This is a genomic window from Pseudomonas sp. TH43 (assembly GCF_016650635.1).
GTDB lineage: Bacteria > Pseudomonadota > Gammaproteobacteria > Pseudomonadales > Pseudomonadaceae > Aquipseudomonas.
On record NZ_JAEKFI010000002.1, the window covers coordinates 561,241 to 579,377 of the forward strand.

The 18,137-nt window shown below is 60.6% G+C and carries 15 protein-coding genes and 1 pseudogene; 5 read left to right on the forward strand and 11 right to left on the reverse strand.

All coding sequences use genetic code 11. From position 1 onward, the window contains the following. The 7 genes and pseudogenes from JFT81_RS09375 to JFT81_RS09405 all read right to left on the reverse strand — a co-directional run bounded on the left by JFT81_RS09375 (position 1) and on the right by JFT81_RS09405 (position 6,927). Positions 1–1,839, reverse strand: coding sequence for an amidohydrolase (locus JFT81_RS09375; protein ID WP_201227072.1), 1,839 nt, complete (start codon positions 1,837–1,839; stop codon positions 1–3). A 43-nt stretch (positions 1,840–1,882) separates the two neighbouring features. Further along, entirely contained in the window at positions 1,883–2,509 is a 627-nt protein-coding gene (locus JFT81_RS09380) for an antibiotic biosynthesis monooxygenase (protein WP_201227073.1), read from the reverse strand. Beyond that, the gene (locus JFT81_RS09385) at positions 2,502–2,918 is read right to left on the reverse strand and encodes a DoxX family protein (RefSeq protein WP_201227074.1); all 417 of its coding nucleotides are present in this window, start codon (positions 2,916–2,918) and stop codon (positions 2,502–2,504) included. Before JFT81_RS09385 ends, JFT81_RS09380 begins: the two co-directional genes overlap by 8 nt. A 126-nt stretch (positions 2,919–3,044) precedes the next feature. Beyond that, the gene (locus JFT81_RS09390; RefSeq protein ID WP_201227075.1) at positions 3,045–4,790 is read right to left on the reverse strand and encodes a hypothetical protein; all 1,746 of its coding nucleotides are present in this window, start codon (positions 4,788–4,790) and stop codon (positions 3,045–3,047) included. A gap of 110 nt (positions 4,791–4,900) precedes the next feature. Then, positions 4,901–5,155, reverse strand: a pseudogene (locus JFT81_RS09395) (hypothetical protein); the annotation flags it as partial. Further along, a complete protein-coding gene (locus tag JFT81_RS09400) occupies positions 5,131–5,892 on the reverse strand; it encodes a hypothetical protein (protein WP_201227076.1) in 762 nt (253 codons plus the stop codon). The gene JFT81_RS09400 and the pseudogene JFT81_RS09395, both read right to left, overlap by 25 nt. A 111-nt stretch (positions 5,893–6,003) precedes the next feature. Continuing rightward, entirely contained in the window at positions 6,004–6,927 is a 924-nt protein-coding gene (locus JFT81_RS09405) for a LysR family transcriptional regulator (protein ID WP_201227077.1), read from the reverse strand. 212 nt (positions 6,928–7,139) lie between these two features. Between JFT81_RS09405 and JFT81_RS09410 the strand changes: the two genes are divergently transcribed. Both JFT81_RS09410 and JFT81_RS09415 read left to right on the forward strand, forming a co-directional pair. Continuing rightward, positions 7,140–7,571 (forward strand): AraC family transcriptional regulator, encoded by a 432-nt coding sequence (locus JFT81_RS09410; RefSeq protein WP_201227078.1) that lies wholly within the window; start codon positions 7,140–7,142, stop codon positions 7,569–7,571. 122 nt (positions 7,572–7,693) lie between these two features. Further along, positions 7,694–10,621, forward strand: a complete 2,928-nt coding sequence (locus JFT81_RS09415) for a winged helix-turn-helix domain-containing protein (RefSeq protein ID WP_201227079.1) — start codon at positions 7,694–7,696, stop codon at positions 10,619–10,621. Here the strand turns inward: JFT81_RS09415 and JFT81_RS09420 are convergent. Next, on the reverse strand, positions 10,556–11,992 hold the full coding sequence (locus JFT81_RS09420) for a winged helix-turn-helix domain-containing protein (RefSeq protein WP_201202397.1): 1,437 nt from the start codon (positions 11,990–11,992) through the stop codon (positions 10,556–10,558). The two genes, JFT81_RS09415 and JFT81_RS09420, sit on opposite strands and share 66 nt — an antisense overlap. Positions 11,993–12,082: 90 nt before the next feature. Further along, positions 12,083–13,033: a GlxA family transcriptional regulator gene (locus JFT81_RS09425; RefSeq protein ID WP_201227080.1), complete on the reverse strand. Its 951-nt coding sequence runs from the start codon at positions 13,031–13,033 to the stop codon at positions 12,083–12,085. A gap of 222 nt (positions 13,034–13,255) precedes the next feature. On the opposite strand from JFT81_RS09425, the gene JFT81_RS09430 reads away from it, so the two are divergent. Continuing rightward, the gene (locus JFT81_RS09430) at positions 13,256–13,978 is read left to right on the forward strand and encodes a pirin family protein (RefSeq protein ID WP_201227081.1); all 723 of its coding nucleotides are present in this window, start codon (positions 13,256–13,258) and stop codon (positions 13,976–13,978) included. Between the two features lie 50 nt (positions 13,979–14,028). Here the strand turns inward: JFT81_RS09430 and JFT81_RS09435 are convergent, their stop codons facing one another. After that, positions 14,029–14,547, reverse strand: a complete 519-nt coding sequence (locus tag JFT81_RS09435; RefSeq protein ID WP_242485598.1) for a hypothetical protein — start codon at positions 14,545–14,547, stop codon at positions 14,029–14,031. A gap of 203 nt (positions 14,548–14,750) precedes the next feature. Further along, the gene (locus JFT81_RS09440; protein ID WP_201227082.1) at positions 14,751–15,626 is read right to left on the reverse strand and encodes a LysR family transcriptional regulator; all 876 of its coding nucleotides are present in this window, start codon (positions 15,624–15,626) and stop codon (positions 14,751–14,753) included. Between the two features lie 111 nt (positions 15,627–15,737). Here JFT81_RS09440 and JFT81_RS09445 point away from each other — a divergent pair, with 111 nt between their 5' ends. After that, a complete protein-coding gene (locus JFT81_RS09445) occupies positions 15,738–17,012 on the forward strand; it encodes a YbfB/YjiJ family MFS transporter (protein WP_201227083.1) in 1,275 nt (424 codons plus the stop codon). Positions 17,013–17,083: 71 nt separating this feature from the next. After that, entirely contained in the window at positions 17,084–18,082 is a 999-nt protein-coding gene (locus JFT81_RS09450; protein WP_201227084.1) for an NAD(P)H-quinone oxidoreductase, read from the forward strand. The last annotated feature ends 55 nt before the right edge of the window (positions 18,083–18,137 follow it).

Sequence of the window (18,137 nt, forward strand, 5' to 3'; positions counted from 1 at the left end):
TCAGAACGCGAAGCAGGAACAGCCGAACGCGCCCCAGAAACCGGCGAAGTCGCTGACCGGCGCGTTCGACATCCGCGCCTTTTCATGGCTGTGCGTATGCACGGCGCACGGGCCGCTGCACTGGTGAATCTGCGCCTGCAACGGCGAGTTCGGCCGCCAGTGGCCCGGGACTTTCACCACCGGCGACCAGTCCGGCAGCACCGGAATCGAGCGCGGGCCGAGGTCTTCGAAGTCGCCGGCGGCGTAAACGATCTTGCCGCCGACCACGGTGAGTACCGACTCGATCCACTTGATTGCTTCTTCCTCGACATGGAAGAAGTCCGCGCTCAGCGCCGCCAGATCCGCCAGTTGCCCGACCTTGATCTGGCCTTTCTTGCCTTGTTCAGACGAGAACCAGGCGCTGCCGTGGGTGAACAATTCCAGCGCGGTGGTGCGCGGCAGACCTTCTTCGTACAGCGCCAGACCGCCGACGGTGCGACCGCTGACCATCCAGTACAGCGAAGTCCACGGGTTGTAGCTGGAGACCCGCGTGGCATCGGTGCCGGCGCCGACCGGCACGCCTTCGGCGAGCATGCGTTTGATCGGCGGCGTCGCTTCGGCGGCTTGCTTGCCGTAGCGGTCGACGAAGTATTCGCCCTGGAACGCCATGCGATCCTGAATCGCGATACCGCCGCCCAGCGCTTTCACCCGCTCGATGTTTTGCGGGGTGATGGTTTCGGCGTGGTCGAAGAACCATGGCAAGCCGTTGAACGGAATGTCACGGTCGACCTTCTCGAACACGTCGAGCATGCGGCTGATCGATTCGTTATAAGTCGCATGCAAACGGAACGGCCAGCGCTGTTCGACCAGATGGCGCACCACCGGCTCCAGCTCCTCCTCCATGGTTTGCGGCAAGTCCGGGCGCGGTTCGAGGAAGTCTTCGAAATCGGCTGCCGAGAACACCAGCATCTCGCCGGCGCCGTTGTGGCGCAGGAAGTCGTCGCCCTGATGCAACTTGACGCTGCCGGTCCAGTTCTGGAAGTCGCTCAGCTCTTCTTTGGGCTTTTGGGTGAACAGGTTGTAGGCGATGCGCACGGTCAACTGGTCGTCTTTGGCCAGTTGCTCGATCACTTGGTAATCGTCCGGATAGTTCTGGAAACCACCGCCGGCATCGATCGCGCTGGTCAGGCCGAGGCGATTGAGTTCACGCATGAACTGACGGGTCGAGTTGACCTGATACTCCAGCGGCAGTTTCGGCCCCTTGGCCAGCGTCGAGTAGAGGATCATTGCGTTCGGCCGCGCGACCAGCATGCCGGTCGGGTTGCCGTTGGCATCACGGACGATCTCGCCACCCGGCGGGTTCGGCGTGTCGCGGGTGTAACCAGCGACACGCAGGGCAGCGCGGTTGAGCAAGGCGCGGTCGTACAGGTGCAGGATGAACACCGGGGTGTCCGGCGCGGCCAGGTTGATTTCTTCCAGGGTCGGCATGCGCTTTTCGGCGAACTGGAATTCGTTCCAGCCACCGACCACGCGTACCCATTGCGGGGTCGGCGTGCGGTCGGCCTGATCCTTGAGCATGCGCAGTGCGTCGGCCAGCGACGGCACGCCTTCCCAGCGCAGTTCGAGGTTGTAGTTCAAACCGCCACGGATCAGGTGCAGGTGCGAGTCATTGAGGCCGGGGATCACGCAGCGGCCGTGCATATCGACCACTTGCGTGTTCGGCCCGCGCAGGGCCATGGCCTGATTGTCATTGCCGACGACCACAAAGCGCCCGTCGGTGATTGCCACGGCACTGGCCAGTGGTTTGGTTCGGTCTACGGTATGAAATTGGCCATCGAAGAGAATCAGATCGGCGCTCATCGCAGTTCCTCAAACAAAGTGAAAAGGAGCAAACCCCGCGCGCTCAGCGTGGCGAGGTTTCTTGGGAATCGAGGTGTTCATGGGCCTGACCCGCCTCCAGCCACGGCGCGAACAGTCGCGTCACACGGGGCATGAACACGTACACCACCGACACAACGATGGTCAGGGTGATCAGGAACGTGGCAACCACGTAGTTGGAAAGCAGCGGATGCAGTTTGAGCAGCGGCCCCCAGATCAGCGGCACCAGCAAGGTGTGCGGCAGAATCACCAGCAAGGTGATCACCGCCTGTTTCCAGCGCGGCGGTGGCGAAGCAGCTTCGGCCAGCGGCGAAAACCAGAATTCGTTGATCGGGGCGACTTCGGTCTGGTCGCCGTCAGCGAGCATCGGCGCGGCTTCGTCGACCAGCGCCTGACGTTGTGGCGATTCCAGCCATTGCTGCATCGCGTCGGTGGAGCAAAAGCGCAGCACGCAGGTGTAGAAGTCGAGGCCGGCACGCTTGCCGCGCACCACGTCGACGCCCAAATGCCCTTCGCGCTGCCCCGCCACCCGGACGATATTGCGCAGCCAGGTTTCATACGCCGCCTCGAAACCGGCCTTGACCCGGTGCTTGACGATCAGCGTGACGGTCTCATCAGACCCCGGTGCTTTTTGACTCAGGACTTCAGGCATAACGCAGCACTCCGGGCAATCGGACATTGAGCGCCAGCCGTCCCGGCCCGGCGATCAACACAGTGGTAAACAGGATCAGCAGCAACCAGCCGAACTGCCCTTCGGCCACGCTCCATTGCGGATGCACGATCAGCAGCGCCACCAGCAGCACAAAGAGAATAGGCACGCAGGCCAATCGCGCCAGCACCCCGGCGACGATCAGTAGCGGACAGAGGACTTCAGCGAAGATCGCCAGACATAAGGTCAGGTGCGCGCCGAGGTGGAACGGGTCTTCGATCAGTTGCAGCTGCGCGCTGAAGTCGAGCAGCTTGGGCAAGCCGTGGACCCACAGCAGGAAGAGCCCGCCGGTCACCCGCAGAAACAGCAAACCGAGGTCGCGCGCCTGTTCATCCCGTTGAGAACCGTGCATGGGCCCACCCTTTAATAGTTATTGGGGTGAATCATGCCGGTCATGCGGAGGAAGAAATTGAATGGATGTGCTCTCTTCGGGACCTTCCCGCCAAGAGGCGCCGAAGATGCCGAGAGTGGCTTTTGCTCAGGGCACAGCCCGAATCGTGTATTCACGCGTTTGAAAGATCGCCGCCGTATTAGCGTTCGCAACCTGATCCAGGTTGACCCTGAAACGAATGATCAGCTTGCTGCCGTTCCTCAGCAATCGCAGGTAATCGGCGGAGATCACAGGGCTGAAGCTGCCATTGGTCACCCAGGCGCGATGCACCATATTTGTCGACCCCACCCACATCCGCAGGTTGTGCGCACCGGTGTTGCTCTGGCCCTCCAGGTCGAGCCAGATCCGTTGGTTCACTGCGATAAACGGCCAGATAAGAAACAACAGATTTGCGCCGAATGGAACGTCTTTCAGATCGAGAATATCAGTGCCGTTGGCCTGAGTGATCCGCGGAGCCACAAGTCGATCCAGCGCAATCTGCGACACGTTCAGACGCAGGGGTTGAGAGGTCACCGGAGCAGAGGTGCCTCGGGTATAAGTAGAGGTCACCTCCATTGATTTTCCGATGCTGAATGGCACCAGCAGCACGGGCAATCTGATTCTGACCGGGCGTGTGGTGCCGGCCGCAACCGGCGTGGTGGTATGCGAACCGGCAGGGAGAGTGCCGACAGCGGCTGTCACCGTTACTGAAACCATATCGGTGGGTTGATGGTCGTAATTGAGCTCAGCCGTCAGCGTCGTTGTTGCGTCCAACGGATTGAGGTTTATGCCATCGGGTGCCTCGACAATCATCAGCGGCAAGGTTTGAATCACGACGTTGATCAGCCATCGATTTGAGGCGCCGCCGCTGCCATCCGCCAACGCCACCGTAAACCCATGCGATCCGCCTGTCAGGTCAGCCGCGACGTAGTTCCAATGACCGTCAACGACATCGACCGTATCGAGTCTGGTCATGCCATCGAATACATTCACTTTATCGGAAGCGCTGCCACTTAGCGTGACCGTGGTGTGTCGGGTGTCAGCGCCGTCGTGTATGTCTCCATCAAGATCCGTGACTGACGATATCTTCGGCCCGTTAGAGGCTGCTGACAGTACGATGTAGTTTCGATGCGCAAATGGCTGCGCGAGCGACGGATCCTGACTTCCTTGCAGCCCGGCCATGAAATTCAGCGACAGCACGCTGCGATTACGCAGACGTTGCAATGGTTCGGCGTCGAAGTTCTGCTCGAAAAAACCGTAGCGGTTGAATTCGTCGTCGACCATGTTGCCTGGCGCTTGCCAATATCGCGCCTTGAAATCACTGCCATCAGCGTTTTGGCCTTTGAGTTCTAGCCAGAAGGGATTGCCGCGCCTGCCCAGTAGCCACGCATTTATACGCAAGGTGAACTCAGAAAGGTTGCTGACATTCAGCTCACCGCCCTGACCGTCGTTATCGGCCTGTCGGATAAATGGTCGAGGCAGATTCAATTGATTGACGCCTGTTATGTAAAGCGGCAAAGGCTGTGAAGTAACCGGAGGTTCAATGCCACGATAAACCGTGTAAAAGACGATGACGCTCTGCTCGAAGTTGAAAGCCACCAAGAGGTTATCAATATGGGTTTGGAAAGGACGTGTGAACCCGCCGATCGGTATACGCGGTGATGTGTAGGACCCGGAACCTGGCGTTCCTGCCCAGGTGATCGTGAGACTGTCTCCTGGCCGCCAGTCGAAGTCGATCTTTACCGTCAGGTTGTACCGAGCGGCCTCTGGATCCAACAAACCATCAGGTCGACTTTCTTTGATTGAGAGCGGCGGCAGACTGCCACTGTCAAGCTCACGTATCAGCGCATCCATGTTCACGTCCTTTTTGGGCCACCTTGCACATAGGCCAATCAGACATCTGAACAAGGGATGCGCCACTGTCAGAACTGTCAGGTCAAGCGCTGTTTCAGATGAACGGTCGCTCACATCACAGGGATATCCAGCGGCGCAGCCATGAACTGGCTGATCCGCGATCTTAACCGCTCTTCCGCTGGATCGTTGTCATGCACCCCGCTCCACGCCATCGATAACTGCGCCGCATCAATTGGAAACGGCGCGGCTTCGGCGCGCAACGCGCAACCCTCGACCAACGCACAGGCAGCGTAATCCGGCACGGTGTCGATCATTTCGGGTTCCGGGCGATCGTCGCCGCTCAGGACTTTGCAGGGGACAGTACGATGTAGTTTCGATGCGCAAATGGCTGCGCGAGCAACGGATCCTGACTTCCTTGCAGCCCGGCCATGAAATTCAGCGACAGTACGCTGCCATTACGCAGACGTTGCAATGGTTCAGCGTCGAAGTTCTGCTCGAAAAAACCGTAGCGGTTGAATTCGTCATCGACCATGTTGCCCGGCGCTTGCCAGTATCGCGCCTTGAAATCACTGCCATCAGCGTTTTGGCCTTTGAGTTCTAGCCAGAAGGGATTGCCGCGCCTGCCCAGTAGCCACGCATTTATACGCAAGGTGAACTCAGAAAGGTTGCTGACATTCAGCTCACCGCCCTGACCGTCGTTATCGGCCTGTCGGATAAATGGTCGAGGCAGATTCAATTGATTGATGCGTGTTATGTAAAGCGGCAAAGGCTGTGAAGTAACAGGAGGTTCAATGCCACGATAAACCGTGTAAAAGACGATGACGCTCTGCTGGACGTTGAAAGCCACCAAGAGGTTATCAATATGGGTTTGGAAAGGACGTGTGAACCCGCCGATCGGTATACGCGGTGATGTGTAGGACCCGGAACCTGGCGTTCCTGCCCAGGTGATCGTGAGACTGTCTCCTGGCCGCCAGTCGAAGTCGATCTTGACCGTCAGGTTGTACCGAGCGGCCTCTGGATCCAACAAACCATCAGGTCGACTTTCTTTGATTGAGAGCGGCGGCAGACTGCCACTGTCAAGTTCACGTATCAGCGCATCCATGTTCACGTCCTTTTTGGGCCACCTTGCACATAGGCCAATCAGACATGTGAACAAGGGGATGCGCCACTGTCAGAACTGTCAGGTCAAGCGCTGTTTCAGATGAACGGTCGCTCACATCACGGGAATATCCAGCGGCGCAGCCATGAACTGGCTGATCCGCGATCTCAACCACTTTTCCGCCGGATCGTTGTCATGCACCCCGCTCCACGCCATCGATAACTGCGCCGCATCAATTGGAAACGGCGGGTCTTCGGCGCGCAACGCACACCCTTCAACCAACGCACAGGCAGCGTAATCCGGCACGGTGGCGATCATTTCTGTGCCGGCGAGCAAGGCGCGCAGGCCGCTGAATTGCGGTACGCCGAGCACCACGCGCCGGCTGCGACCGACCTTGGCCAGGTCGACGTCAATATTGCCGCTCAAGTCGCCGGAGAACGACACCATCGCATGGGGGCGCTCGCAGTACTCGTCGAGAGTCAGCGGTCCCGGGCGATCGTCGCCACGCAGGACTTTGCAGGGAATGTCGCGCAGCTTTTTGCGTTTGGCGTTGGCCGGTAATTCAGTGGTGTAACTGACGCCAACGGAGATTTCCCCTGAGGCCAACAGTGCCGGCATAAGCAGATAGTTGGCACGACGCACCACCACGACAATCCCCGGTGCTTCTTGCTGAAGCTGACGCAACAGGGGCGGGAACAGGCCGAACTCGGCGTCGTCCGACAAGCCGATGCGAAACACGTCACAACTGCTCGCCGGGTCGAATTCCTTGGCGCGGCTGACCGCGCCGGAAATCACGTCCATCGCCGGTTGCAGCTCCTTGAGAATCGCCAGCGCACGGGCTGTCGGCTCCATGGTGCGACCGTTGCGCAGCAGCAACGGATCGTCAAACAGATCGCGCAGGCGACCGAGCGCGGCGCTGACCGCCGGTTGGCCCATGAACAGCTTTTCCGCGACGCGGGTCAGGTTTTTTTCGAACATCAGCGCTTCGAATATCACCAAAAGGTTCATGTCGACGCGGCGCAGATCGTTGCGGTTCATCAGCTCGATTTCCTTCCAAGGCCAGCCAGACGCCAGTGCTACGCACTTTAGCCGATCAACGGTGGGTTTTTCGCGGGTCTGTTAAGCAAATTAACAACGATTAACTCGTCAGTCGTCGGCCCGCGACCAACAATCGCTTCACTGCGCAGCGTTGTTTTTTGACCTGAGGGAAGCCGCCTGGCGTGGATCCCTCACCAACACGGACCTTGGCCATGGCTCATTTACAACATACCGTCGCCCTCGCCCCTGCCTGCGAACCGAGCACTGCGCGCATCGGCGGCCTCAGCCCGCAACGCGTGCGGCGGGTAAAGCAATTGATCCTCGAACGTCTTGGCGAAAGCCTGGAAGTCAGCGAACTGGCGCAGGCCTGTGCGCTGTCTCGCAGTCACTTTTCCCGCGCCTTCAAGTGCAGCACCGGCGTCTCGCCGCAGGACTGGATTCGCCGCCAGCGCCTCGCTCGCGCCAAGCTATTGATCCAGCACACTGACCTTAGCCTGACGCAAATCAGCCTGGAATGCGGGTTCTGTGATCAGGCGCATTTCTGCCATATCTTCACCCGCAGCGAAGGGATCAACCCGTTCGCCTGGCGCTGCCAGAGGGTACGTGAACGGAACAATCTGCGCTCCGCGCCCGCGCTGTTTTGATGCCGCCGCTGAAGCCATTCGTTGCACCGATGCTCAAACCTGAGGATTATGCCCGGACACCCCGAAACAGACGGCTTGCACACAGTCTGTCGGGGCTGGCGCATCATCACAGGAGCGAGCTGTTGAGTCCTCATCCGAATCAGGCGATCGGTTTCGGCCCCTATCGAATCCATCCCGCGCAACGACTGGTGCTTGAAGGCGAGCAGCCGTTGCGTTTGGGTCGCCGCGCGATGGACATTCTGCTGATCCTGCTGGCCCATGCCGGCGAGGTGGTCAGCAAGCAACAGTTGATCGCTGGCGTCTGGCCGGACAGCGTGGTCGAAGAAATCAATCTGCGCGTACACATGGCCGCGCTACGCAAGGCGCTGGGCGACGGACAGGCCGGCCAGCGCTACATCGTCACCGTGGCGCAGCGGGGTTACAGCTTTGTCGCGCCCATTGAATTGCAAACCCTCGAGCAACGTCCGGCTGGCGACACCGCCGGACGGCATAACCTGCCACTGCGGCGTACGCGGATGATCGGGCGCCAGGCGCTGGTCGACAGCCTGATGACACAGCTACCGCGCCAGCGCTGCATCACCCTGGTCGGCCCCGGCGGGATTGGCAAAACCACTGTGGCCCTGCGTGTTGCCGAGCAGTTGATCGGCAGCTACCGCGACGGCATTCGCTTGCTCGATCTGGCGCCCTTGAGCGACCCGCGCATGATCTGCTCGCACCTGGCCGCCCTGCTCGATATTTTGCTGAACGACAGCGATCCAATGGCAAGCCTGATCAATGGCTTGCGCGAACGGCAGATGCTGCTGGTGATCGACAACTGCGAACACCTGATCGACGCCGTGGCGCAACTCGGCGAAAGCCTCTTGCGTGGCGCGCCGCAGGTGCACATTCTGGCCACCAGCCGCGAGAGCCTGCGCGCCGAGGGCGAATACGTGCAGCGCCTGGAGTCGCTCGACTGCCCGCCACCCACGGCCGTACATGACCGTGCGCAAGCACTGGGTTTTTCCGCGCTGCAACTGTTTACCGAACGCGCCATGACCGCACATGAGCATTTCGAACTCAATGAAGCCAACCTGGCGCAGGCCATCGAAATCTGCCAGCGGCTGGACGGAATTCCGTTGGCACTCGAGTTGGCAGCAGCGCAAATCAGCGAAGCGGATCTGAGTGGCTTGCTCAGTCAGTTGCAGGGGCGCTTGCCTGCGTTGATCGCGGGCAATCAGCAGCGTCACCTCACGCTGCGCGCCACGCTGGACTGGAGTTTCAACCTGCTTGGCCACGGCGAACAAACCTGCCTGCGCCGCCTGGGCGTGTTTCGCGGCAGCTTCACCCTGGAGTCCGCTGCGGCGGTGATGGGTGCTCAGCGGATTCTGCCCGGCGAGGTGATGGTCGCGGTCACGCAACTGGTGGCCAAATCACTGCTCAATGTCGAGGTCGGTGATGAAGAGGTGTTCTACCGCTTGCTCGACACCACCCGGCGCTATGCCCTGGAAAAACTCGATCACGCCGCCGAACTCGGTGAAACCCGCAAACGTCATGCCGAACGCTGCCTGGCGTTGATGCATCAGGCGCAGACCGCTTGGGAACACACCCCGACCGCGTTATGGATCGAGCGCTACGCGCGGTGTCTGGAAGACTTGCGCGCCGCGCTGGACTGGTGCCTGAGCGGCGCCGGCCCGACGGGGCTGGCAATCGAATTGGCGGCGACTTCGGCGCCGTTATGGCAAGAGTTGTCGCTGCTCAAGGAATACGGCGGTTACGTGCGGGAGGCGCTGACGCTGCTGGAAAATGCCGACGAGCCCAGCCCACAGTTGCAAATCGCCCTGAAACTCGCACTCGGCAGCGCCTGTTACCACACCTGGGGCGGCACCGCTGAAACCATCGAGGCCTTCGCCAGCGCGCGCGCACTGGCGCAACAACACGGCGATGTCGCCGGGCAACTGCGCGCGGTGTCCGGGCACATGGCGGTCAATCTCAGCCGTGGTGAGTATCAGGCAGCGTTGGCGCAAAGCGAACATTTCGACCGCCTCGGCCTGCACGGTGAGCCGCTGTTATCGCTAAGCACTCATCGGCTGCGCGTGCTGGCGCTGCACTACGCCGGCGACCAGCCGCAGGCGCGAATCCATGCCGAACAGGTGATTCAGCGCATGGCGCAAAGCGGCCACCTCAATCGGTTTACCCACGGCTTTGGCGTGCAATACGATCAGAGCGTCGCCTCGCTGACGGTGCTGGCGCGAGTGCTGTGGCTGCAGGGTTTCCCCGAGCAGGCGTGGCGCACGGCGCGCCAGGCACTGGACATCGCGGTGCAGATCAATCACGGCACGTCGATCTGCTACACGCTGGCGTTGGCCAGTTGCCTGATCGCCCATTACAACGGCGACCAACAGAACGCTCGGGCACTGCTGCACTTATTGCTGGAGCAGGCACAGAAGCATTCGGTGCTGCTGTTTTACACGTGGGCGCGGCACTATGCGCAGGTTATCGAGGCGCCAGCGAACGCGTCTGTGCCGGCGGACAACAGTGGCTTGATCAAAGAAATCATGGTCACGCTGGACAGTCGTTTTGTTGATGAAGCGCTGTTGCAGCGGGCGCAAAGTGGTGCGGCGGGTTGGAGCACGGCGGAGATTCTGCGGGCGCGGGCGGAGCAGTTGCTGATCACCGATCTTGCGGGGGTGAGCGGATGCCATCGCGAGCAGGCTCGCTCCCACATGGGATCTTCGCCAGGCATGCAACCCTGCCGGCGCGAGCCCGCTCGCGATGGCGTCCGCTCAAACAACGCTGAAATTCGCGAAGCCGAACAGACTCTGCTTCAGGCCCTGTCGATCGCCCAATCCCAAGGCGCGCTGGCCTGGGAACTGCGCAGTGCCACGTCACTGGCCCAGCTCTGGAAACAGCAAAACCGCTACCACCAGGCCCTTGATCTGCTGACCCCGATCTACCAGCGCTTCACCGAAGGCTACGCCACGCCGGATTTGCGCAAGGTGCGCTTGCTACTCGACGAGTTGCGCAGTCAAACGCAAGGCGCCTGCCTGGGACATACGCCCCAGATAATGTAAATGCCGACTCTCGAAGTCGCCGCTGATCAGTTTTTCCCGGGCATACAGCCGAGTGGTATTGAGCATTCGGTAATGCACAACACCCTCCCCGCGCACTACCGTCAGCAACGACTTCTGCACCAGCTGTTCGATGATCGATTGCCCCTCTGCCTCAGCGATGACCGCCAGTGCCGCTTCAAGGGTGAAGGTCACTTTAAACACCGTTAGCCTTTGCAGCACCCACTGCTGCGGTTCGGTCAGGCTCCGATAGCTCCATTCCAGAGCTGCTCGCAGGGTCTGATGCCGTGGCACAGCAGTGCGGCGGCCCTGCAATTGCAGGCAATTGCCCAACTGTGCCTGCAAGCCCAGCAGCGCCAGCGCATCGATCTGCGCCGCTGCCAGCTCAATCGCCAAGGGCAAACCGTCGAGTCGCCGACAGATGTCACGTATCACCTGCAAATCCTGTTCGCGCAGGCGGAAGCCCTGCTGACGAGCGCGCGCTCGACTGACAAACAATTGCACCGCCGAGTAGCCCATGACCTCTTCGACACTGTTCAACGCCGAGGACCTGGGAATGCTCAGCGGCGCCAAAACCTGCACGGTTTCCAGATTGGCGCGCAGTGCTTCGCGACTGGTAGCGAGGATCGACAGGCGCGGCGCGGCGTCCAGCAGCGTCTCGACCAACGCCTTGCAGGCATCGCGTAGATGTTCGCAATTGTCGAGCAGCAGCAGGCAGTGCTGGGCTGCCAGCGTCGATAAATCGGTGTCGAGGGTTTGCAGAAGGTGGTCGAGCAGCGGCGTGCGCTCATCGATCACTGCCAGATCCACCCGCCAGACGCCATCACGAAAATGCTGCAAGAGCAATTCCGCGACCCGCAACGCCACTGTGGACTTGCCGACACCCGCCGGCCCCGTCACGCTCATCAACCGGCACAGCGGCAATTGCCGCACCATGGCGCCGACCAGTGAGTCGCGCCCCGTCACCGGCGTCAGCCTTGCGGGCAAGTTGTGCTGGGGCGCTTGCAGGCTTTCAAACACCACTTGCGCAACACTGTCGGCATGTACCGGGGCCACGAAGCTGTAGCCGCATTGCGGCACGTTGACGATATAGCGCTGGCCGTTTTCGCCATCGCCAAGCGCCCGACGCAACGCGGCAATGTGCACGCGCAGGTTGATCTCTTCGACCACGGACGTTGGCCAGACCAACGCGATCAGATGCTCCTTCCTGACCACACGGCCGGCGCGCTCGACCAGCACCTGGAGGATGTCCAGCGCGCGGCCGCCCATGCGCAGTTGCCGATCCCCTTCGAGGATCAGGCGCTGGCGCAGGTGAAACGCGAAAGGCCCGAAACGCAGCACAGACGCCGAGTTGAAATCGTTGAGACTGTTCATGCCAACTATCTTGGCAGCCTCGATTGACGCTACAACTACCGCACGGGGCGCAGCACGGACATCCGGGTGCGCGAGACGGACAGAACCGCTCTAGCTGAACTGTTCGCGGTACTGCGCGGGGGTCAGGCCGAGCTTTTCGGCAAACAGGAAACGCATGTGCCGAACGCTGCCGAAACCGCTTTTGTAGGCCACGGTTTTCAATGGCAGATCGCCGGTTTCCAAGAGGTTTCGTGCGCAGTCGATGCGCGCACTTTGCAGAAACTCCATCGGCGTCATCTCGACGTCGCGGATAAACACGCGAGCGAAGTGCCGTGCGCTCATGTTGGCCAGCCCCGCCATGCGCTCGACCGTAAAGGCTTCCTCAATGTGTTCGAGGACGTAATTCTGTACGCGGGTGATCGGCGTTTCCTGCGGTGCTACCGCCGCCATCAGCGGGCTGAACTGCGCCTGGCCGCCCTGACGTTTCATGACGACCAACAACACTTTGGCAACGTCCTGAGCGAGCTTTTTGCCATGATCGCGAGCGACAACTGCCAGGGCCAGGTCGATCCCGGCGGTGACACCTCCCGAGGTAATCAGGTTGCGATCCTCGACGAAGATCTGATCGGTGGCGACGCTGGCCTTGGGGAAGCCCTTGATCAAGCGCTCGGTGTAGTTCCAGTGCGTGGTCACGCGATAACCGTCGAGCAAACCGGCGTGACCGAGCACAAACGCCCCGGTGCAGATCGAACCGTAGCGCTCGGCCTGCCGCACCGCCCTTTGCAACCAATCCAGCAACGGCGGGTGCTTTTCGTTGTAGGCGCCGGGGCCGCCCGGCACCAGCAGCAAATCATAGTGCTCCTGAGCCTGATCAATGTGTCGGTCGGTGTGCACCAGCACACCGTTGGATGCACGCAGCGCCCCGAGCTCGGTGCCCAATGTCGTCAGTTGGTAATGCGACTCAGGCTTGAGATAGCGATTGGCAACCGAGAAGACCTCCAGCGGCCCGGCCATGTCCAGCAGGAGAAAGTCGGGGAACAACACCATTGCCACGGTTTTCATGAGGAGCCATCGCTGAGGTCAAAGATAAATGAACGCATGAAACAGGCTGAGCATTATGGCCAAGTGCAGCGCGGTCGACGGAAAAGAATGCGTGAACTACCGCGCATTACTGTCAACTTGAACAGGACAGTCTTTCAGTTTTCATCTACTTTTTGCATTTCCCAGTAAAGATTAACCTTCTCCTCACTCGGACGAATTCACGTCCCACCAGGAGATTTCATCATGCTGACCCTTCGCAAAGCCTCCGATCGTGGCCTCGCCAATCATGGCTGGTTGAAGTCGTTCCACACCTTTTCTTTCGCCAGTTACCGTGACCCGCGTGAGCAGGGTTTCTCCGACCTGTTGGTGATCAATGACGACCGTGTTGCCGCCGGCAAAGGTTTTGGCCAACACCCGCATCGTGACATGGAGATTTTCTCCTACGTGCTGGAAGGCGCGCTGGAACACAAAGACACCTTGGGCACCGGTTCGGTGATCCGCCCCGGCGATGTGCAACTGATGAGTGCCGGCAGCGGCGTGGCGCACAGCGAGTTCAACCATTCGGCGAGCCAGCCTGTGCACTTTTTGCAGATCTGGATCGTGCCGGAAGTCAGCGGCGCCAAACCGCGCTACCAGCAGGAGCACTTCAGTGCGCAGCAAAAACGCGGTCGCCTGCAACTGATCATCTCGCCCGACGGCAGCGATGGTTCGTTGACAGTACGTCAGGATGCGCGAGTGTTCGCCGGTCTGTTCGATGGCCAGGAAAGCGCTACGCTGGAACTGCCAGCCAACCGCTACGCCTATGTGCATGTGGCGCGTGGCAGCGTTGAACTTAACGGTGTGCAATTGCAGGAAGGCGACGGCGTGCGAGTTCGTGAAGAGCAGGCGCTGACCTTGACCAATGGCGTAGACGCCGAAGTACTGGTGTTTGATATGCGGCCGCAGGAGTTGCCGCAAATGCCATGAAGCGGCGTTTCAACCGCTCACAAAAAACGGCCTTCTCTGAAGGCCGTTTTTTATTGTGGCGGCGTGAGCATTGGCAACATGAAAGGCTTGGGGACACTGAAGTCCTTGCCGGCCTGAATCGCTGTCAGGGTCGTTTGAATGGCCACATACATGTTCGCCTGGTTGGCGTAATAGGACCCAATGACAATGGCGACTATTCCCAGTAACTGTACAGCCGTTGCCGCCCAGACATTGGCCTTGACTGTAGCCCCTTGCCTGGCCGCTTCCTCAGCGCTTCTGGCAAGCCCTTGTATCTCCTGAGCAATCAAGTCGTAGCGCTTGTCTCGCTCCGCCTGAGTTTTCTCTCGTTCGACCTGAGTGTTTTCTCGCTCGACTTGAGTCTTGTCGCGCTCTGCCTGCGCCGACAGAAACGCATCAATTTTTGTCGACACCGCGTCCACCCGAGCATCCATCCTTGTTTCGATGGTCTCGATCCTGGCGTTGAACTCTTCACGACTTATAGCGTTCATGGCTTGGGTATTCCGGCCTTTGTTCGAGAGGTCACTGATTGGAGATTGATTGAATTGCATGGTTTTCAATTCGACACCTTCCTGGGTCTACCGATACCGTCCCTGGTACATCACGGGTACATCACGTCAGTACGAGCAATACGCCGCTCACTGAGCTGTCGAAACGATAGAACCCTTGCCAAAACCTGACAAGCCGGCAGATTCTGCCTCTGCTGTAGGCCGTTTCGTCAGAAGATGTAGCCTCGCCAAAACAGCTTTTTCGCTTAGTTGTTCTCCGATGCGAATACGTCGACGATCTGCTCGATCACCGCCCTCACCCGCGCGGTATGGCGCAAATCCGCGTGTGTCACCAGCCACACTTCATAGGGCAACGGCCGCGTTCGTTCAGGCCAGAGCCTGACCAGGCCATCGCGCTCGCCCATGTACGCGGGGATTTCTCCTACACCCAAGCCTGCCGCAAGCGCACGGCGCACCAACAGGCTGGAACCGAGCCCGGCAACGATCCGCCCGCGATTTATCGGTTCAGAAACCAGCGTCAGGTCTTTGTTGCCCTGCAAGTACGGCTGATAGACCACCAGATCATGGCCCTCGAACGCTGAGCCCGGCGGCGGAACACCTTTGGCGTCGACGTAGGCCTGCGACGCGAACAACCCCACCGGCCAACGGGCGATCCGTCGCGCGATCAGGTCCGGATTGTCCGGACGGGTGTTGCGCACGGCGATATCCGCCTCGCGCTTGGCCAAGCTGAGAATTTGCGTGGAGGCATCCAGCAGCACCCGCACATCCGGGTGCTGCTCATGTAGACGGGCAATTGCCGGAATCAGGAAGTCGATGGCCAGTGAATCGGTGGTGCTCACGCGCACGCTGCCGGTGAGACGGTCATCCAGGCCCTGAATCTGTCGCTCCAGTTCCAGTGCCGAATGCTCCATTTTCTCCACACCTTTCAGCGCCGCTTCGCCGACCGCGGTCAGTGCGTAGCCGTCCGAGGTGCGCAAGAACAGCGTCGCGCTCAAGGACTTTTCCAGGGCAGTGACGCGTCGCCCCACCGTTGCCTGATCCACACCCAGCACCCGCGCGGCTCCGCGCAGTGTCGACTCGCGACAAACAGCGAGAAACACCCGTGCATCATCCCAATTCATACCGTCTCCTGATGATGCAATTACGCATCACTGCGCCGCCAATTCGCTGCGTTATCGCAGCAACGATAGCCGATATGCTGAGCGCCATAAACCTTCCTTGGAATCGCTATCATGCGCACATCCTCTCCCACCGGGCTCTGGCTGCCGATCTTCGCCGGCCTCTGCGCCAGCCTGGTCAGCATCGGTCTGGCGCGGTTTGCTTACACACCGCTGATTCCCGCGTTGATTCAGGCGCAGTGGTTTTCGGCCAATGACGTGGTGTACCTCGGCGCGGCCAATCTGGTCGGTTATCTGATCGGCGCCCTGCTCGGCCGGCCGCTGGCGCGGCAACTGAGCAACAAAACCGCGCTGCGCATAATGATGCTGGCGGTGACGGCGGCGTTTTTTGCCTGTGCGTTTCCGTTGTCGGTGATTTGGTTCTTCGCCTGGCGGCTGCTCTCGGGGATCGCCGGCGGCGCGATCATGGTGTTGGTCGCGGCGACCGTATTGCCGCATGTGCCGGCGGCGCGCAAAGGCCTGGCCAGTGGCGCGATCTTCCTGGGTATCGGCCTCGGTATCGCAGGCTCCGGCACGCTGGTGCCGCCGCTGTTGAGCCTTGGTTTGCAAGACACCTGGCTGGGCTTGGGCGCGTTGTCGCTGCTGCTGACGGCGCTGAGCTGGTTCGGCTGGCCGGCCGACCTTGCCCACGCGGACGTTACTCACGATGCCGCGGCGGCTCAGCCGACACCGCCCGGCGTTTATCTGTTGTTTGGCCAATATGCATTCATGGCGGCCGGCCTGGTGCCGGCCATGGTCTTTCTGGTCGATTACGTGGCGCGCGGGCTCGGCGCGGGCGCGCATGTCGGGGCACTGGTGTGGGTGATGTATGGCTTGGGCGCGATTGTCGGGCCGGTGAGTTATGGCTTTCTGGCGGACCGCTTTGGCGCGCGCAGGAGCATTCGGCTGGTGCTGGTGGTGCAGGCGATTGCCCTAGGCTTGCTCGCTGTTGCCCACTCCTTTCTGGCGCTGGCGTTGCTCGCGGTGGTTCTCGGCTCGTTCCCGCCGGGCATCGTCCCGCTGGCGCTGGCCCGGGTGCATGAACTGCTGCCGGAGCATCATCGCCAGCAACTCGCCTGGAGCCGCGCCACGGTGTCGTTTGCCACGTTTCAGGCGCTGGCTGGATTTGCATATTCGGCGCTGTTCAATGCCACGGGTGGCCATCACGCGTTGCTGTTTGTGATTGCGGCTGGCGCGATTGGGGTGGCGCTGTTACTGGAGCAGGCGGCAATTTTCTGGAAACACACAAACCCTTGCAGGCGTGAGCCTGCTCGCGATAGCCATTCGCCTGAAAACACAGCGCTGACGGTTGTGGCGCCTTCGCGAGCAAGCTCGCTCCCACAGGGTTAACAGCATCGACCTGAATTTATCGAGCGATGCACGACTCCCATCTACACAAACCTTTACCAGGAGGAACCGAAATGTCCTTACCCAACGAAATGACCCGAATCGAAATCACCGAGCCCGGCGGCCCCGTGGTTCTGCAAGCCAGACGCGTGGCGCTGCCAGTGGCGGCGGCCGGCGAAGTCCTGATCCGCGTACACGCCGCCGGCATCAACCGCCCGGACGCCTTGCAGCGTGCCGGCAAGTACCCGATGAAGCCAGGCATGAACCCGATTCCCGGGCTGGAGGTCGCAGGTGAGGTCGTCGCACTCGGCGCTGGTGTCAGCCAATTTGCCGTTGGCGACAGGGTCTGCGCGCTGACCAATGGCGGCGGTTACGCCGAATACTGCGCAGTCCCGGCCGGCCAGACCCTGCCGATCCCCGAGGGCCTCGACTGGGTGCGGGCGGCCGCCATCCCGGAAACGTTTTTTACCGTCTGGGCCAATCTGTTCGGCCTCGGCGGCGCCAGCCGTGGGCAACGTGCACTGATCCACGGCGGCACCAGCGGTATTGGCACGACCGCGCTGATGCTGTGCCGCGAGTTCGGCATCGAAGCCTTTGCCACCGCTGGCAGCCCTGAGAAATGCGCAGCGATCAGCGAGCTCGGTGGCCAGCCGATCAACTACCGCGAAAACGACTTTGCTGCGGTGATCGCCGATAAAACCGCTGGTCAGGGCGTGAATGTGATCCTCGACATCATGGGCGGCTCCTACCTCAACGGTAACGTCAGCGCGCTGGCGATGGACGGTCGCGTGGTGATGCTCGGCTTCCTTGGCGGCGCCCGCGCCAATGACTTTGACCTGCTGGCGATGATGGCCAAACGCGCGGTCATCACCGGGTCGCTGTTACGCGCCCGTACCGCTGCGGAAAAAGCCGAGATTGCCGATCAACTGCGCGAACACGTTTGGCCGGTGCTGGCTGCCGGGCGCTGCTTGCCGATGATCGACAAGGTCTACTCGCTCAGCGACGTGGCGCAGGCCCATGCGCACATGGAGGCCGGCGACCATATCGGCAAAATCGTCCTGCGGGTGGACTGAGCCGTTGCAGCATTTTGTAATCGTTGTCCGATCACGGTGGTCGAAAATGTCACGC